General features: G+C 66.5%; 15 protein-coding genes. 11 read left to right on the forward strand and 4 right to left on the reverse strand.

The annotated features are described in order from the left end of the window. Positions 1-2: 2 nt before the first annotated feature. Positions 3-1,085, reverse strand: coding sequence for an HD-GYP domain-containing protein (locus tag ABWW33_RS19940; RefSeq protein WP_353403369.1), 1,083 nt, complete (start codon positions 1,083-1,085; stop codon positions 3-5). A 116-nt stretch (positions 1,086-1,201) separates the two neighbouring features. Here ABWW33_RS19940 and ABWW33_RS19945 point away from each other — a divergent pair, with 116 nt between their 5' ends. Genes ABWW33_RS19945 through ABWW33_RS19955 form a run of 3 tightly spaced genes read left to right on the forward strand, consistent with a single transcriptional unit; the run spans position 1,202 to position 3,835 of the window. Beyond that, the gene (locus ABWW33_RS19945) at positions 1,202-1,666 is read left to right on the forward strand and encodes a MarR family winged helix-turn-helix transcriptional regulator (RefSeq protein ID WP_176652726.1); all 465 of its coding nucleotides are present in this window, start codon (positions 1,202-1,204) and stop codon (positions 1,664-1,666) included. A gap of 8 nt (positions 1,667-1,674) precedes the next feature. Then, the gene (locus tag ABWW33_RS19950; protein ID WP_176652725.1) at positions 1,675-2,421 is read left to right on the forward strand and encodes a 2OG-Fe dioxygenase family protein; all 747 of its coding nucleotides are present in this window, start codon (positions 1,675-1,677) and stop codon (positions 2,419-2,421) included. Between the two features lie 58 nt (positions 2,422-2,479). Continuing rightward, positions 2,480-3,835, forward strand: a complete 1,356-nt coding sequence (locus tag ABWW33_RS19955; protein ID WP_176652724.1) for a hybrid sensor histidine kinase/response regulator — start codon at positions 2,480-2,482, stop codon at positions 3,833-3,835. 181 nt (positions 3,836-4,016) lie between these two features. Here the strand turns inward: ABWW33_RS19955 and ABWW33_RS19960 are convergent, their stop codons facing one another. Beyond that, on the reverse strand, positions 4,017-5,300 hold the full coding sequence (locus tag ABWW33_RS19960; RefSeq protein WP_353403370.1) for a DUF1501 domain-containing protein: 1,284 nt from the start codon (positions 5,298-5,300) through the stop codon (positions 4,017-4,019). A 17-nt stretch (positions 5,301-5,317) separates the two neighbouring features. Beyond that, a complete protein-coding gene (locus ABWW33_RS19965) occupies positions 5,318-6,778 on the reverse strand; it encodes a DUF1800 domain-containing protein (protein WP_353403371.1) in 1,461 nt (486 codons plus the stop codon). Positions 6,779-6,942: 164 nt separating this feature from the next. On the opposite strand from ABWW33_RS19965, the gene ABWW33_RS19970 reads away from it, so the two are divergent. The 8 genes from ABWW33_RS19970 (at position 6,943) to ABWW33_RS20005 (ending at position 16,749) form a co-directional block, all read left to right on the forward strand. Then, complete coding sequence (locus tag ABWW33_RS19970; RefSeq protein ID WP_176652721.1) at positions 6,943-7,641, forward strand: CerR family C-terminal domain-containing protein; 699 nt, start codon at positions 6,943-6,945, stop codon at positions 7,639-7,641. Further along, the gene (locus ABWW33_RS19975) at positions 7,638-9,062 is read left to right on the forward strand and encodes an efflux transporter outer membrane subunit (protein ID WP_353403373.1); all 1,425 of its coding nucleotides are present in this window, start codon (positions 7,638-7,640) and stop codon (positions 9,060-9,062) included. The genes ABWW33_RS19970 and ABWW33_RS19975 overlap by 4 nt, the downstream gene beginning before the upstream one ends. Before the next feature lie 12 nt (positions 9,063-9,074). Further along, entirely contained in the window at positions 9,075-10,235 is a 1,161-nt protein-coding gene (locus ABWW33_RS19980; RefSeq protein WP_353403374.1) for an efflux RND transporter periplasmic adaptor subunit, read from the forward strand. Positions 10,236-10,244: 9 nt separating this feature from the next. Continuing rightward, the gene (locus ABWW33_RS19985; RefSeq protein ID WP_353403376.1) at positions 10,245-13,382 is read left to right on the forward strand and encodes an efflux RND transporter permease subunit; all 3,138 of its coding nucleotides are present in this window, start codon (positions 10,245-10,247) and stop codon (positions 13,380-13,382) included. A gap of 25 nt (positions 13,383-13,407) precedes the next feature. Continuing rightward, positions 13,408-13,866 carry an AraC family transcriptional regulator gene (locus tag ABWW33_RS19990; RefSeq protein WP_353403378.1) on the forward strand — a complete coding sequence of 153 codons (459 nt, stop codon included), beginning with the start codon at positions 13,408-13,410 and terminating at the stop codon, positions 13,864-13,866. A gap of 189 nt (positions 13,867-14,055) precedes the next feature. Then, positions 14,056-15,108, forward strand: a complete 1,053-nt coding sequence (locus ABWW33_RS19995) for a glycosyltransferase family 9 protein (protein WP_353403379.1) — start codon at positions 14,056-14,058, stop codon at positions 15,106-15,108. A 28-nt stretch (positions 15,109-15,136) separates the two neighbouring features. Next, positions 15,137-15,523 (forward strand): VOC family protein, encoded by a 387-nt coding sequence (locus tag ABWW33_RS20000; protein ID WP_353403380.1) that lies wholly within the window; start codon positions 15,137-15,139, stop codon positions 15,521-15,523. A 62-nt stretch (positions 15,524-15,585) separates the two neighbouring features. Beyond that, a complete protein-coding gene (locus ABWW33_RS20005; RefSeq protein WP_353403381.1) occupies positions 15,586-16,749 on the forward strand; it encodes a putative peptide maturation dehydrogenase in 1,164 nt (387 codons plus the stop codon). Between the two features lie 22 nt (positions 16,750-16,771). Here ABWW33_RS20005 and ABWW33_RS20010 read toward each other — a convergent pair whose 3' ends face one another. Beyond that, entirely contained in the window at positions 16,772-17,032 is a 261-nt protein-coding gene (locus ABWW33_RS20010) for an NHLP-related RiPP peptide (protein WP_353403382.1), read from the reverse strand. Positions 17,033-17,143 lie beyond the last annotated feature (111 nt).

Here is a 17,143-nt window from a genome sequence, read left to right on the forward strand (position 1 = left end):
CGCTAGGCGGGATCGCTGTAGCGCTCCGCGATCGCCATGAATTCCTCCTCGACGGTCAGCATCGCGTCCACCACGTCCGGATCGAAATGCTCGCCGCTGCCCTGGCGTATCATCTCCATCGCCGTCTCGTGCGTGAAGGCCGGCTTGTAGACGCGCTTGGAGATCAGCGCGTCATACACATCGGCCACCGCCATCAGCCGCGCCGACATCGGAATCGCGTCGCCGGCCAGTCCTTCCGGATAGCCCGAGCCGTCGTACTTCTCCTGGTGCGAATAGGCGATCTCGCGCGCGTAGCGCAGGAAGGTGTTGGTGTAGCCCAGGCGGTTTTCGACGTCGACGATGGCGTCGCGCCCATACACCGTATGCATCTTCATCACGCTGAACTCCTCGTCGGTGAGCCGGTCCGGCTTGAGCAGGATGGCGTCCGGTATCGACACCTTGCCGATGTCGTGCAGCGGCGCGGCCTTGAACAGCGCCTTGATGCTGGCGTCGCTCAGCTCCTCCGAGAAGCGCTTGTGCGTCTGCAGCTGGCGGCCCAGCGCGGCCACATAGTGCTGCACGCGGCTCAGGTGGTTCGGCGTTTCGTATTCGCGCGTTTCGGCCAGCGAGGCCAGCGCCCAGATCATCGCGTCGAGCATCTGGCTCAGTTCCAGCGTCACTTCCTCGACCACGTGCTCGAGCAGGTTACGCTGCTGCTTGAGCAGCTCGGTCGAGTGGCTCAGCCGCAGATGGGTGTCGACGCGGGCGCGCAACACGTCGCCGGCGACCGGCTTGGCGACGACGTCGGCGCCGCCCTCCTGGAAGGCGCGCGCCTCGTCGGGCCGCTGTTGCAGGAAAATGACAGGAATGCCCGCCGTGTCCGGGCTGGACTTGAGCTGATGGCACACGCTGTAGCCGCTCATGTCCGGCAGCGCCACGTCGAGCACCACCAGGTGCGGGCGCGGCACCTGCTGCATGACGTCCAGCGCGGCGCGGCCGCTGTTGGCCAGCATGACCTGGTACTGCTCCTGCAGCAGGCCGTTCATCAGGATCAGGTTGTCCGGCGCCTCGTCGACGATGAGCACGATGGCCTTTTTAATGTTCATCCGCCCCAACTCCCGATTGATTAGTTACTTCCACATCATAACCGAGCGGATTTACTCTCAAAACATTTTTTCTCTGTTAGCTTGCAATTGTATAGTGCACTACCTATACTATGGTCATGGATACCAAAACCGCCCCACACACGCCATCCGCCGCCGTTCCCCAGCTGGACGGCCAGCTTTGCTTCTCGCTGTATTCGACTTCGCTGGCGATGAGCAAAATCTACCGCAAACTGCTGCGCCCCCTCGGCCTGACCTATTCGCAATACCTGGTCATGATGGTGCTGTGGGAGAAAAACGAACTGACCGTGTCCGAGGTGGGCGAGCGCCTGTTCCTCGATTCGGCCACGCTGACGCCGCTGCTCAAGCGCATGGAGCAGGCCGACCTGCTGACCCGCACGCGCGCCGCCAGCGACGAGCGCCAGGTCATCATCTCGCTCACGCCGCACGGCGACGCGCTGCGCCACGAGGCGGCCAAGCTGCCGCCGTCCATCCTGCAGGCGACCAAGTGCACGCTGGAGGAAGTGGTCAACATGAAGCAGCAGATCGACGCCCTGCGCGCCGGCCTGATGTCGGAGGCCTGAGCGCGCCGATGAGCACTTCCGCCCCGATCTTCACCCATCCGGCCCAGGTGGCCGACGCATTGCGCAAGGACGGCTATGCCGTGCTGCCGCCCCAGGACGTGGCGGCGCTGGCCGGCGTCACGCCGGACGCGCTGGACGCGCTGGCGCCCAGCTGGAACACGCTGGAACTGGACAACTACCTGAAGGACGGCGGCCGCTACCGGCGCCGCCGCCACTCCTGCTTTGTCCAGGACGGCGACAGCCTGACGCAGACGGCGCACCGCGCCCACTGGCAGCCGCTGGAATACAACGCGCTGCACGGCGGCATGAACCGCCTGTTCGAACCCATGCTGCCGGCCACGGTGGCGCAGCCGGCATGGCAGGCGCTGGTCGGCGCGCTGGGCCGGGTATGCAGCGCGGCCCGCCGCACCTCCACGCCGTGGTTCGTCGAGGCGCACCAGTTCCGCATCGACACCACGGACGGCATCGGCCGCCCGACGCCGGAAGGCGCGCACCGCGACGGCGTCGACTTCGTCGCCGTGATCCTGATCGGCCGCGAGCAGATCAAGGGCGGCGAGACGCGCATCTTCGAAGCCGACGGTCCCAACGGCAAACGCTTCACGATGACCGAGCCGTGGACCCTGCTGTTGCTGGACGATGCGACTGTCATCCATGAATCCACGCCGATCCAGCCGCTGGGTGCGCACGGCTATCGCGATACCCTGGTGCTGACCTGGCGCGCGGGCGGTTTCCAGGGACAGGAAACTCACCCCTGACGGACTAAATCCGATATAGTCACAACAGCCTATACTAAGCATCCAGGAGGGGTGGCCTGTGGACACCAGCTACGAAATACAGCCCGATGAGATAGAGATCCTCATCGTCGAAGACAGCCCGACCCAGGCCGAGCGCCTGCGCCGCCTGATCCAGTCCATGCGCTACGGCGCGCGGGTGGCCGGCAACGGTCAGCTGGCGCTGGAAGCGATCCGCGTGCGCAAGCCGGACCTGGTGCTGTCCGATATCGTGATGCCTGAAATGGACGGCTACGCGCTGTGCCGCGCGATCAAGAACGACCCCGAACTGCGCACCATCCCGGTCATCCTGGTGACCTCGCTGATGGATCCGAAGGACATCATCCGCGGCATCGAATGCGGCGCCGACAACTTCATCCGCAAGCCGTACGCGGAAGACTATCTGCTGAACCGCATCGGCCACATGCTGATGAACCAGAAGCTGCGCAAGAACCAGAATATGGAGATCGGCATCGCCCTGTATCTGGGCGATCAAAAGCACTTCATCAACGCCGAACGCCAGCAGATCCTCGACCTGCTGATCTCCACCTACGAACAGGCGGTGCAGGTCAACAGCGAGCTGCAGGCGCGCGAACGCCAGGTGATCGAATTGAACATGCGGCTGGCGCACCACGCCGGCGAGCTGGAAACCATCAACCGCGAAATCGCGCTGAAGAACCTGGAGCTGGCCGAGGCGAGCCGCATGAAATCGGCGTTCATCGCCAACATGTCGCACGAGCTGCGCACGCCGCTGAACGCCATCATCGGCTTCACCGGCGCGCTGCTGATGAAGCTGCCCGGCCCGCTGACGGTCGAGCAGGACAAGCAGCTCAACACCATCCGCACCAGCGCGCGCCACCTGCTCTCGCTGATCAACGACATCCTCGACGTGGCCAAGATCGAGGCCGGCAAGGTCACGCTGGAACTGGAGACGGTGCGCTGCCAGGACCTGGTGCAGGACGTGGTCGACACGCTGCGGCCGTTGGCGGCGCAAAAAGGCCTGGAGCTGGAAGTGGCGCTGACCGACGAACCCATCGTGCTCGATACCGACCGCCGCGCGCTGACGCAGATCCTGCTCAACCTGGCCAACAACGCGATCAAGTTCACCGAGACCGGCAAGGTCAGCGTGACGCTGACGCAGCGTCAGGGGGAAAGCCTGGGACAGGACATCATCGAATTCTCGGTGGCCGACAGCGGCGCCGGCATCCGCGAGGAAGACCAGGCCAAGCTGTTCCAGGCGTTTTCGCAACTCGATTCGACCTCGACCCGCCACGCCGAAGGCGCCGGCCTGGGCTTGTACCTGTGCCAGAACCTGGCCAACCTGATCGGCGGCTCGCTGTTCTTCAAGAGCGATTTCGGCCACGGCAGCACGTTCACGCTGGCGCTGCCGAAACGCTGACCTGTGCGGCGCAGCATAAAAACTTTGGCATTTTTATACTGTAGAAGCTTAGACACCGTAGTTCTACGGTATTGCACCGCAACATAAATGAGGATATAGTGGGAACTGTCTCCTCCAACCGTTCGCTGAACATTGGAATTCAGCCCGCACCGTCAAGGTAGCGGGCATTTTTTTTTGTCCTTCAGCTTCGCAGCAAATCCAGCTTGCCGCTCATGCGCGGCAGCGACGGGAACACCTGCACCAGCTGCTTGTCGCTCAGCCGCAAATGACGCTCGGCGACGGTCGCCAGCACGTTGCGGAAGTCGGTGGTGACCGGCAGGTCGCGGCCCTCGTTCAGGTCGGCGTCGCCGACGCCGCGCCAATCGCCCAGCACCTTGCCGCCGGCCACGCCGCCGCCCAGCACCCACATCGCATTGCCGTGACCGTGATCGGTGCCGCCGTTGCCGTTCTCGCGCGCGGTGCGGCCGAACTCCGACATCACGACGATGGTGGTGTCGTCGAACAAAGGCCCCAGCCGCTGCGCCAGCACCGCCAGCCCCTGCCCCAGCGGCTGCAGGCGATTGGCCAGCTGGCCGCGCGCCGCGCCCTGGCTGGCGTGCGTGTCCCAGCCGCCCAGCGCCACGAAGGCCAGCTGGATATTCGGATCGTTGCGCATCAGCGCCGCCAGCCGCGCCGCGTCGTCGGGGAAGCCGTTAGGCAGCGGCGCGCCGCCGTTCGCGGCCTGCATCTCGGCCGACATCCCGCCCCCGCCCATGCCGCCGCCGACCATCTTGCCGGCCGCCGCATCCATCACTTCCCTGTGCGCGTCCTGGCCCTGCTGGTAGGCCGCGCCGAAGCGCTCGTTGCCCGCATACAGCTGGTCGAAGGCCTTGCTCACCGCCGGCCGGTCCAGCACATTGGCCTTGGTGCCGGCCGCGCCGTTGGCCAGGTTGACCGCCACCGCCCGGCCCGACAGGATGCGCGGCATGGTCGGGCCGATGCTCAGCGCGCGCGTCGGCGTGGTGGCTCCGGGCAGCGCCGCCACCAGCCGGTTCATCCAGCCGTCCTGCGTGCTCTTGACGCCGGGCGTGGCAGATTCCATGTAGTCCTGCGCATCGAAGTGCGAGCGCGTGGCGTCCGGCGAGCCGCTGGCGTGGACAAAGGCCAGCTTCTTCTGCTCCCACAACGGCAGCAGCGGCGCCAGCGCCGGATGCAGGCCGAAGTAGCCGTCCAGGTTCAGCGCGCCGCCGTCCTCGCCCGGCCTGGCCAGCGCGATGGTCGGCCGCAGCCGCGCGTAATTGGCATCGGCCACCGGCGCCACCACGTTGAGGCCGTCGACGGCGCCGCGCAGCATGATGACGATCAGCTTGCGGCCGGTGGCCTTGTCGCCCGCGGTGGCGGACGTCGCCGCCCAGGTGCCGCGGCCCAGCGGTATCATCAGGCCGGCGCTGGCGGCCAGCGTATTGAGGAAGTCTCTGCGTTGCATGGTGAACTCCGAGGTGATTAGCGCTGCATGAAATCGGGACTGCCCAGCAGCATGGCCGCGCGCAGCGGTTCGGGACTGCCGGCGATGGCGAGCTGCGTCTTGGGCGAGATCGAGCCGCCCAGCGTGGCCTGCAGCGCCTGCGCATCCAATGCCGGCGCCAGCATCGTGGCGAAGCCGATGCGGCGGCTCAGCGCGTCGGGATTGAGCCATGCGTCCTGCGTGTTCTTGTAGCCGTCCGGCGTCTGGCAGCCATACAGCGGCATGCCGAGGCGGTTCAGTACGCCCATCGTCTGCTTGATGTCGGTGACGGGCGCGGCGCTGGCGCGGGCGGCGGAAATCACGTACTGGTAAGGCGTCTTGAATTTCGCGCCCACCGCTTCCGGCGCCATGAACTCGGCGCTGGTGAGCATCGTGCGCAGCACGGTGCGGATATCGCCTTTGCTGTCGAGGTAACTTTTGGCCATGCGGTCGACCAGGGCGGGAGGCGGCTGGTCCTGCACGAAGTACTGCGCCAGCTGGAAGCTCAGGTGATGCGCGGTGGCCGGCAGCATCGCCAGCACGTCCAGCGCATACTCGCCCTCCTCCTGGCCGCCGGCCTTGATGCGGCGGCCCAGCCAGACCTTGTCGTCGCGGTCGTGGCGCGCCGGATCGAAGGCGAAGGTGCGGTTGCGCGCGGCCAGCTCGCGCTGGTCGTAGGTCCAGCCGGTCAGCATGCGCGCCAGTTCGGTGACGTCCTTCTGCGTGTAGCCGCTGTCGACGCCCATGGTGTGCAGCTCCATCAGCTCGCGCGCATAGTTTTCATTCAGGCCGCTGCTCTTGGCCTTCTGGCCGCCCTGCTTTTTGCCGCGCGGGACATAGCCGTTGGCGGTCGAGACCCAGTTGTCCAGGTAGTACAGCATCGCCGGATGATGCGCGGTGGCGCCCAGCAGATCGCGGAAATTCCCCATCGCGTAAGGACGGATCGCATCGCGCTCGTAGCTGGCGACCAGCGCCCGGTCGACGCCCTTGCCGGAAAAGACGTTGAAGTGGTTGAACCAGAAATCGACCATCACCTCCTGCAGCTGGTTCGGACTGTCGACCGCGCGGGCGATGCGCGCCTCCGCCGTCTGCTGCGTGATCGCGGTGACCACCTCGCGCCGCCTGGCCTTGTCCTCGTCGGACTCGTTCTTCGCCATGCCGCGCACGGCCAGGAAGCGGCGCAGCACTTCGCCGGCAGGCTGCTGCGCCGCGTCGAGGCTGGCCAGGCGTTCGGTCAGCGCCGGCGGCAGCGGCGCGGCGGCATTGAGCTGCTCGTCGATGTAGCGCTGCACGCCCATCTGCGTCACGCGCTCGATGTCGCCCGGCTTGGGACCGTAGGCGATGCGGTTCAGCACATGGGCCGCGGCCTGTTCGGGCGCCAGCGGCGTCGGGGTGGCGGCGACGGCGGCGGTGGCGGACGCCATCAGTGCGGCGGCGGCAATCCAGCGTGTCATGGTCATGGCGGCACTCCATTCAGGAAATATTTCCTTTATAACGCAATATCCTCGCCGCTCAAACGACTCCCATGTATCGATTGTAACGGCCTGTTACGGTAACTTCAGCAATAAATTAAACAATCGATTTACTTATATCAATTGTTTAAATTATGTGTTGTAATGCCGCAATGAATCCTAAACCTACTTCCATCGATACCAGCCAGCCAGCCGAAGAAGGCCGCAAGCCACGTTCGGACGGCGAGCAGTCGCGCGAGCGCCTGCTGCTGGCGGCCATGCGGCTGTTTGCCAGCCAGGGCTTTTCCAAGACCTCGACGCGGGAAATCTCGCAGGCGGCCGGCGCCAACGTCGCGGCCATCAGCTACTACTTCGGCGACAAGGCCGGCCTGTACCAGGCCTGTTTCGGCTCCATGTGTTCGCCGTCGCCGGAGAACATCGCCATGTTCGACCAGCCGCACTTCACCCTGCGGCAATCGCTGGAGGGGTTCTACCGGCAGATGATGGCGCCGCTGATGGCCGGAGAGGATGCGCAACTGCTGCTGCGTTTGTTTTATCGGGAGATGCTGGAACCCACCGGGCTGTGGGAGCAGGAAATTCAAAACAATATCAAGCCGGAGCATCTGGCGATGGTCGGAGTGTTGAGCCGCCATCTGGGGCTGGAGCAGCCCACCGACGCTGCGCACCGGCTGGCGTACGCCATCGTCGGCATGGCGCTGCAGATCATGATCGGGCGCGATGTCGTCAACGCCATCACGCCGCACATGCTGGAGTCCACGGACACGATCGCACATTGGGTGGACCATCTGGTCGGCTATGCCGAAGCCTTGGTCAACGCCGAAAAACTCAAAATCCAAAAAGGGAAAGCATGAAGATATTCTTACGCGCGGCGGCACTGGCCGTCGCCGCGGCGCTGGCCGGCTGCGTCACGCAGGCGCCAGCGCCGCACGTGGCCGCGCAGGCGCCGCAGCAGTGGCAGGCGCCGCTGCCGCACAATGGCAGCCAGGCCGACCTGGCCAGCTGGTGGAAGCAGCAGTCCGATACGCTGCTGGTGCAGCTGATCGAATCGGCGCAGGCGGTCAGCCCGACCGTGGCCTCGGCCGGCTCGCGCATCGCGCAGTCGCGCTCCGAGCGCGTGGCGGCCGGTGCGGCGCTGGCGCCGTCGCTCGATGCGGCGGCCAGCGTCAGCCGCTCGAACCAGCAATCGGCACTGCCGACCGGGACCACCTCGCAGGCGGCCCTGCAGGCTTCGTGGGAGATCGACCTGTTCGGCGGCAAGCGGGCGGCGCGCGACGCGGCGCAGGCGCGGCTCGACAGCGCGCACGCCGGCTGGCACGATGCGCGGGTGTCGGTGGCTGCCGAGGTGGCGAACCAGTACTACGGCTTGCGCGCCTGCGAGCAGCTGCTGGCGGTGGCGAAGCAGGATGCGTCGTCCCGCGCCGATACGGCACGCCTGACGGAGCTGAGCGCCAAGGCCGGCTTCCAGTCTCCCGCCAGCATGGCGCTGGCCCGCGCCAGCGCGGCCGACGGCAACAGCCGCTACATCGCCCAGCGCGCCGTTTGCGATGTCGACGTCAAGGCGCTGGTGGCGCTGACGGCGATGCCGGAGCCTGAGCTGCGGCAGAAGCTGGCCGCGGGCGCGGCATCCGCCGCGGTGGCGCCGTCGATGGCGATCGCCGAACTGCCGGCACGCACGCTGAGCCAGCGGCCCGACGTGTTCACCGCCGAACGCGAAGTGACGGCGGCCAGCGCCGATGTCGGTTCCGCGCAGGCGCAGCGCTACCCTCGCCTGACCTTGTCGGGCGCGGTCGGCGTGGCCAACTTCCGCACCGGCGGCGAGAACACCAAGACCGACACCTGGAACATCGGCCCGGTCTCGCTGTCGCTGCCGATCTTCGACGCCGGCACGCGCCGCGCCAACGTCGACGCGGCCAGCGCCCGCTACGACGCCGCCGTCTCGGCCTACCGCGCCACCGTGCGCCAGGCCGTCAGCGAAGTCGAGCAGGCCCTGGTCAACCTGGACGCCACCGGCGAACGCGCCACCGACGCGCAAACCGCGCTGGAAGGCTACCGCGTCAACTTCACCGCCGTGGAAGACCGCTACAAGAACGGACTGGCCAGCCTGTTCGAACTGGAGGACGCGCGCCGCACCCGCCTGTCCGCCGAACAAACCGTCATCAACCTGCAGCGCGAACGCAGCGCCGCCTGGGTAGCGCTGTACCGCGCCGCCGGCGGCGGCTGGACCGCCCCGACCGACGGCGCCCCCGCTGTCGCCGACATCAGCGTCAACTAAAAGAACGACATCATGAAAAATCTGAAAACCAAGCTGCAACCCGTCGCTGTCGCCCTGCTGGCCGTATTCGCCATCGGCGGCACCGGCATCGCTTTGTACTCGCCCGCCACGCAGGCGGCCGACGACAAGAAAGCCGCCACCGCCAAGCCGGCGCTGACCGTCACCACCACCAAGCCGGTGGCCGCGCGCCTGCCGATCAAGCTGGCGGCCAACGGCAACGTCGCCGCCTGGCAGGAAGCGAGCGTCAGCAGCGAATCGAACGGCTTGCGTCTGACCGAAGTGCGCGTCAATGTCGGCGACGTGGTCAAGGCCGGCGACGTGCTGGCCGTGTTCTCGGCCGATACCGTCAACGCCGACCTGGCGCAGGCGAAAGCCGCCGTGCAGGAGGCCGAAGCCAACGCCGCCGACGCCGTCGCCAACGCGGCCCGCGCCCGCACGCTGCAAAACACCGGCGCCCTGAGCGCGCAGCAGATCAGCCAGTACACCACCGCCGAACAAACCGCCAACGCCCGCATCGCCTCGGCCAAGGCCGCGCTGGCGAGCCAGCAGCTGCGCCTCAAGTACACCAAGGTGGTGGCGCCGGACAGCGGCGTGATTTCCGCGCGCAGCGCCACCGTCGGCGCCGTGTCCGGCCCCGGCACGGAACTGTTCCGCATGATCCGCCAGGGCCGCCTTGAATGGCGCGCCGAAGTGGTGGCCGCCGACCTGCGCAACCTGAAGACCGGCACCAGCGCCGTCGTCAAGGCCGCCAACGGCAGCGAAGTGACCGGCAAGGTGCGCATGATCGCGCCGACCGTCGACACGCAAACCCGTTCGGCATTGGTCTACGTCGACCTGCCTGCCAGCGCCGGAGCCAAGGACGCGCCGTTCAAGGCCGGCATGTTCGCCAGCGGCCAGTTCGAACTGGGCACCTCGGATGCGATGACCTTGCCGCAGCAGGCCATCGTCGTGCGCGACGGCTTCAGCTTCGTGTTCCGCCTGAACGCCGACCAGCATGTCAGCCAGATCAAGGTACAGCCGGGCCGCCGCCTGGGCGACCGCATCGAAGTGCTGGGCGGCCTGACCGCCGACTCGCAGGTGGTGGTGCGCGGCGCCGGCTTCCTCAACGACGGCGACCTGGTGAACAACGTCGCCGAATCGTCACCGGCCGCCGCCAAGCTGGCTGCCAAGTAAGGACGCGCCATGAACTTCTCTTCCTTATCGATCAAGAACCCGATCCCGGCGATCATGCTGTTCGCCTTGCTGACGCTGGCGGGCATGCTGGCCTACAAGGCCAATCCGGTGCAGGACTTCCCGGACATCGAACTGCCCATCGTCACCATTGTCGCCACCTTGGACGGCAGCGCGCCGGCCCAGCTGGAAACCGAAGTCGCGCGCAAGATCGAAGACTCGGTGGCCACGCTGCAAGGCGTGAAGAACATCTACACCACGGTGCTCGACGGCGTCTCGACCACCACCGTTGAATTCATCCTGGAGAAGCAGATCTCCGACGCCGTCAACGAGGTGCGCGACGCGGTGGCCCGCGTCAAGGCCGACATGCCGGCCGAGCTGCGCGACCCGACGGTGACCAAGGCGTCCACCGCCGGCCGCGTGATCCTGACCTTCACCGCATCGGCCGCCAAGACCACCGGCGAACAGCTCGACAACCAGGAACTGAGCTGGTTCGTCGACAACACCGTCGCCAAGCGCCTGCTGGCGGTGCCCGGCATCGGCGCGGTCAAGCGCGTCGGCGGCGTGTACCGCGAGATCCGCGTGGAGCTCGACGACGCCCGCATGGCGGCGCTGCGCGTGTCCGCGCTGGACGTGTCGCGCCAGCTGCGCCTGGTGCAGAAGGAAGCCCCGGGTGGACGCGGCGACATCAGCGGCGCCGAGCAATCGGTGCGCACCATCGGCACCGTCAAGAGCGCGGCCGAACTGGCGGCGATGGACCTGCCGCTGCCGGACGGCCGCCGCATCCGCCTCGACCAGGTGGCCACCGTCACCGATACCGTCGCCGAACCGCGCGCCGTCGCGCTGCAGGACGGCGTGCCGGTGATCGGCTTTGAAATCTTCCGCACCAAGGGCGCCAGCGAAGTGGCCGTCGCCAAGGGTGCCCGCGCCGCCATCGAGGAACTGCAGAAGAACAATCCGAAAGTGGCGCTGGCACAGGTGATCGACAACGCCTTCCCGGTCGAGGAAAACTTCACCGGCTCGATGGAGCTGCTGTACGAAGGCGCCATCCTGGCGGTGCTGGTGGTGTGGTGGTTCCTGCGCGACTGGCGCGCCACGCTGGTGGCCGCCGCCGCGCTGCCGCTGTCGGTGATGCCGGCCTTCCTCGGCTTGTACCTGTTCGGCTACACGCTCAACACCGTGACCCTGCTGTCGATGGCGCTGGTGGTCGGCGTGCTGGTCGACGACGCCATCGTGGAAATCGAAAACATCGCGCGCCACCTGCGCATGGGCAAGACGCCGATGGAAGCGGCGATGGAAGCGGCCGACGAAATCGGCATGGCCGTCATCGCCACCACCTTCGCGCTGGTCGCCGTCTTCCTGCCGACCGCCTTCATGGGCGGCGTGCCCGGCCTGTTCTTCAAGCAGTTCGGCTGGACCGCCGTGGTGGCGGTGCTGGCATCGCTGGTGGTGGCCCGCCTGCTGACGCCGATGATGGCGGCCTACATCCTCAAGCCCGCCATCCACGGCGAGGAAAAAGACGGCTGGCTGATGACGCGCTACATCCGCGTGATGCGCTGGTGCCTGACGCACCGGCTGGTGACGGCGATCGCCTCGGCGCTGTTCTTCGCCGGCTCGATCATGCTGGTGGGCCTGCTGCCGACCGGCTTCGTGCCGGCGGCCGACCGCGCGCAAACGCAGATCAACCTGGAACTGCCGCCCGGCTCCACGCTGGCCGAAACCGGCGTGGTGGCCGAGCGCGCGCGCCAGGCCGCGATGCAGGTCAAGGGCATCAAGGCCGTGTTCAGCTCCATCGGCGGCGGCTCGTCCGGCGACGCCTTCGCGCCCGGCGCGGCGGCCGAAGCGCGCAGCGCCGTGCTGACGCTGACCACCGTCCACCGCAACAAGCGCAAGGAATCGATGGCCGACCTGGAAGCGGAAATCCGCCACAAGCTCGACGCGATTCCCGGCGCCCGCTTCAAGGTGGGCCCGCCGGACAACGGCGTCAAGATGCAGCTGGTGCTGCGCAGCGAAGACCCGGTGGCGCTGAAGGAAACCGCGCAAAAGGTCGAACGTGAAATGCGCACGCTCAAGGGCGTCGGCAACGTGCGCTCCAGCGCCTCGCTGGTGCGTCCCGAGATCATCGTCACGCCGGACTTCGCCAAGGCCGCCGACCTGGGCGTGACCGCCTCGTCCATCGGCCAGACGGTGCGCGTGGCCACCGCCGGCGACTACGACACCGACCTGACCAAGATGAACCTGCCGGAGCGCCAGGTGCCGATCCGCGTCAAGCTGCCGGACGCCGTGCGCGCCGACCTCGACGCCATCGGCCGCCTGACGGTGCCGGGCAAGAACGGTCCGGTGCTGCTGGCCACCGTCGCCACCATCACGATGGAGAGCGGCCCGGCGCAGATCAACCGCCTGAACCGCAGCCGCAACGTCACGCTGGAAGTGGAGCTGGGCAAGCGTTCGCTGGGCGAGGTCAACGCCGAGGCGCGCGCGCTGCCGTCGATGAAGAGCCTGCCGCCGTCGGTGAAGATCGCCGAGCTGGGCGACACGCAGGAGATGGCCGCGCTGTTCGCCAGCTTCGGCATCGCCATGCTGATCGGCGTGCTGTGCATCTACTGCGTGCTGGTGCTGCTGTTCAAGGACTTCATGCAGCCGATGACCATCCTGGCCGCGCTGCCGCTGTCGATCGGCGGCGCCTTCGTGGCGCTGCTGATCACCGGCCGCGCGCTGTCGATGCCGTCGATGATCGGCCTGATCATGCTGATGGGGATCGTTACAAAGAACTCAATCTTGTTGGTTGATTATGCTATTCTGGCACGTCAGGAAGGCATGAGCCGTTTCGATGCGCTGGTCGACGCCTGCCACAAGCGCAGCCGTCCGATTCTGATGACGACCATCGCGATGGGCGCCGGCATGATGCCGCTGGCGCTGGGCTGGGGCGCCGATCCGAGCTTCCGTTCGCCGATGGCGATCACGGTGATCGGCGGCCTGATCACATCGACGCTGTTGAGCCTGCTGGTGGTGCCGGCCGTGTTCACCTACATCGACGACCTCGAGCACTTCCTGAAACGCGTGATGGGCAAGCTGCGCCGCCAGCCGGCGGCCTCGCCCGAGCAGGAAACCGTGCCGTCGCTGCGCAAGATCGCCGGCGGCGGTCATTAAGCACAGCATCTGCGAGGAGACCGACATGGAATACACGATACAAGATCTACCGGAAGTGCGGGTAGCCTACCTGCGCTACAAGGGCCCGTTCGGCGCGCCGATCGGCGAGTTCTGGAAGGAAGTGTTTGCGCCGTGGCAAAAAGCCTGCGGCCTGGTGAACAAGGTGACGTACGGCGTGGCGCAGGACGATCCGGCCACCACGCCGCCGTCCGAATGCCGCTACGACGCCTGCGTCGAAGTCTCGGCCGACTATCCGATCAGGGAGCCGGCCAGGGAAGCCCATATCCCCGCCGGCCGCTACGCCGTGGCCAGGTTCAAGGGCAGCGGCGCCGACGTGCCGGGCGCCTGGGGCGCGTTCTTCGGCCAGCTGCACGCCGAAGGCAAGGCCGACGCCGGCCCCTGCTTCGAGCGCTACCCGGCCGACTTCGCGATGGATCCGGCCACCGGCGTGTTCGAAGCGGAGTTCTGCATCCCCGTCAAGTAAGGCGCCTTCCTCCACGTCCCGTATCCCGGCACCTTCCGTTTCACCATGCGGCACCGCAGCATATTATTGCCAGCAAAATCGGCGAATATGCGATACTCGCCGGGTACAACGGGAGTGCCAGGGACAATGACGTTTTTTCAGAAATTGCTTCGATCGCCGAGGGCGATCTCCGCGCCTTACGGGCGGGTCATGCTGGCCAAGACCACGCAGCTTGGCGACCTCGTCATCAGCCTGCCGATGGCCGCCGCCCTGAAACAGCGCGACCCGCATTGCACCGTGATCCTGCTGACCAACCGCCGCACGGTGGAAATCGCCCGCCGCTGCCCGGACGTGGACGAGGTCTACGCCGCCCCCGAATCCGACGAGGAACTGACCGCCCTGCTGGTGTCGCTGAAGCTGGATATTTTCGTCCAGGTGAACACCTGCCGCAGGCTGGCGCGGGGCGCCTGCGACGCCGCCGTGCCGGTGCGCATAGGCTCGCTGTTCCGGGTCTACAACTGGCGCCGCTGCACCCACCTGGTGGCGATCTCCGCGCCGACCTCGGGCCTGAACAAGCGGCTGCTGGACCTGCAGTACCTGCGGCCGCTCGGCATCGTCATCGACGACCAGCAGACCTTGCCCGCGCTGTGCCGCCTGACGCCGCCGCAACGGATCGCCGAGGCGGTGGCCGAGCTGCATCCCGGCCACTTCGCGCAGGGACGCAAGACCGTCATCCTCAGCCCCGCGCTGGTGACGGCCAAGTCGCACCAATGGCCGCTGGCCTACTACACCAAGCTGATACGCAGCATCGATCCGCAACTGGTGCACTGGTTCATCTGCGGCACCAACGAAGACCGCGAAGCCTTGCAGCCGCTGCTGCTGCGCCATTCCGAGGCCGGCAATGTGACCAACCTGGTCGGCAAGATGTCGCTGACCGAGTTCATGGGCTTCATGAGCAATTGCGACGGCCTGGTGGCCGGCAGCACCGGCCCGCTGCATCTGGCGGCGGCGCTAGGCATCAACACGCTGGGCCTGTTCCAGTCGCGCAAGGTGGACATCCACCGCTGGCGGCCGCTGGGCGAATCGGCCAGCGTAATCCACAGCGGCGTGCGCTGCCGCGGCGAGCGCAGGGTATCGGAGGCCGCCAGCAACCAGGCCGTGCCCTGCCCCTGCATGACGGCGATCCAGCCCGAGACGGTGGCCTCGCACGTGATGGGCTGGTTCATGCCCCCGCATCTTGATCGCGCTCTTACATCAGAGTAAAGTAGCCTGATTACTTCAGGAGCCCCATATGAAACGTGTCACCGGTATTGGCGGTGTGTTCTTCAAATCCCCAGACCCGAAGCGGCTGGCCGAATGGTACCGGGTCCATCTTGGTTTGAATGTCGAGGCATGGGGCGGCGCCTCTTTCCAGTGGTCCAATCCGGACAACCCAGGCGGCACGGGAACCACGGTGTGGAATCCGTTCAAGGCGGACACCGACTACTTCGCTCCGAGTTCTTCCTCTTTCATGATCAACTACCGCGTCGACGACCTGCACGCCCTGCTGGCCGCGCTGCGCGCCGAAGGATGCCAGGTGCTGGACAAGGTCGACGAATCGGAATACGGCAAGTTCGGATGGGTAGTGGACCCGGACGGCAACAAGGTCGAGTTGTGGCAACCGCCGGCAGGCCAATGACAAGCCAGACCACGTCCGCTCCCCACGCTGCTCCACCTCATCCATCTACTAAAACGAGTCACATGAAAATACGACGTTGCGCTGTACTGTACATCGAACCACGCGAAGAGCTGGCCGTCGATTGGTCCTCTCTGTTTGCCGGCTCCACCACGCTGGCGGCCAGCACGCGTTGGCTGGCGCTGGCTCCGCACCTGGACCGTGAAATCGAAGTCGACGCCGCCGACCTGGCCGCCATGGCTGCCGTCAGCCAGACGGTCTGGTCCGAAATGGAGGCAGGCCAGCAGCGCCACGGCGCAGCCCGCATCACGCGCTTGCTCGATCTGGGCTTGCTGGTCGGCGACGCTCCTGAACACGTGGCCCTGCGCGAGCGCGACGAAACCCTGCGCGCCCAGCACTGGCGGCCGCTGGCGGCGCTGGCCCACACCTTCTCGCGCTGGCACGACGTGCGCACCGAAACCGGCATGGAGGCACCCACGTTCCAGCAACTGCTGGAACGTTACGGCACGCCACCGGGGCCGACGATGGACGCGGGTTCAGCGGACGGCGCGGTCAGGCTGCCCCTCCCCGCCAGTGGCATCCTCGACGAAACCATGATGAAGCGATACACAGGCCGCAATTTTGACACGGGAGCCAGCCTGTCGCTGGCCGTCGCCTCGCGCCTGCTGCAGCGTACCTTCGGCGCGCAGGAGACGCGCCAGGTGGGCCCGCACAGCAACGTCCTGAAGAAGACCGTTCCGTCGGGCGGCGGCCTGCATCCGGTCGAAGCGTTCGTGCTGGCACAGCGCGTCGACGGCGTTGCTCCGGGACTTTACTACTACCATCCGACCGAGCACGAGTTGCGCCCGCTGCGCACCATGGAGCGCGATACCGCAGCAGCGCTGGCAATGCAGATGGTCGCCGAACAGCAATGGCTGGCGGAAGCGCCCATGCAGGTTGTGATGGTGGGAAGGATAGAACGCAGTTTCTGGAAGTATCGCAATCACCAGAAGGCGTACCGCGCGCTCGCGCTGGACGCCGGTCACCTGTCGCAAACTTTCTACCTGCTGGCTGCGGAAGCGGGTCTGCCGGCCTTTATCACGGCCGCCATCAATGACGTGGATATCGAACGCATGCTGGATCTGGACCATCTGCGCCACGCCGTCATCGCGGTCTGCGGTTGCGGGCCGGCATCCACCGGCCCGCGCAATATGGTCGAACTGCGCTACGGAGAAACCGGCCTGGGTTGACGCCGGGCCGGCCAACAGCTACTCAGGCGGCGACGGGCTCCGACAGCAGGAACACCACCATGGTGGCCTCGCCAACGATACTGCTGTGCATCGCATCGCGGTCAGCCGCGATGCTTTCCTTGGACGGCAGGCACAGTTCCGCGGGCACCTCGGATGGATTGAGCGAAATGCCGATACCGCGGAGAGCGCCCACTGGATCACGCATCATGTGAGCGCGGAAGCCGTCGTCCTTGCCCAGTTTGTCGAGCAATATGCTGAGTTCGCCGGAAGTATGCTTGGTCATAATCGATTCCTTTAGTGTGGTTGAAAATGGCGCTGTCGCCGACCGCGTGCAGGCTCGGACCGCGCTGTGAAAAAAACCGGCCTCGGCTGATACCGGGCCGGCCTGCGGTGC

This window comes from Duganella hordei, assembly GCF_040369125.1.
Classification (GTDB): Bacteria; Pseudomonadota; Gammaproteobacteria; order Burkholderiales; family Burkholderiaceae_D; genus Rugamonas; species Rugamonas hordei.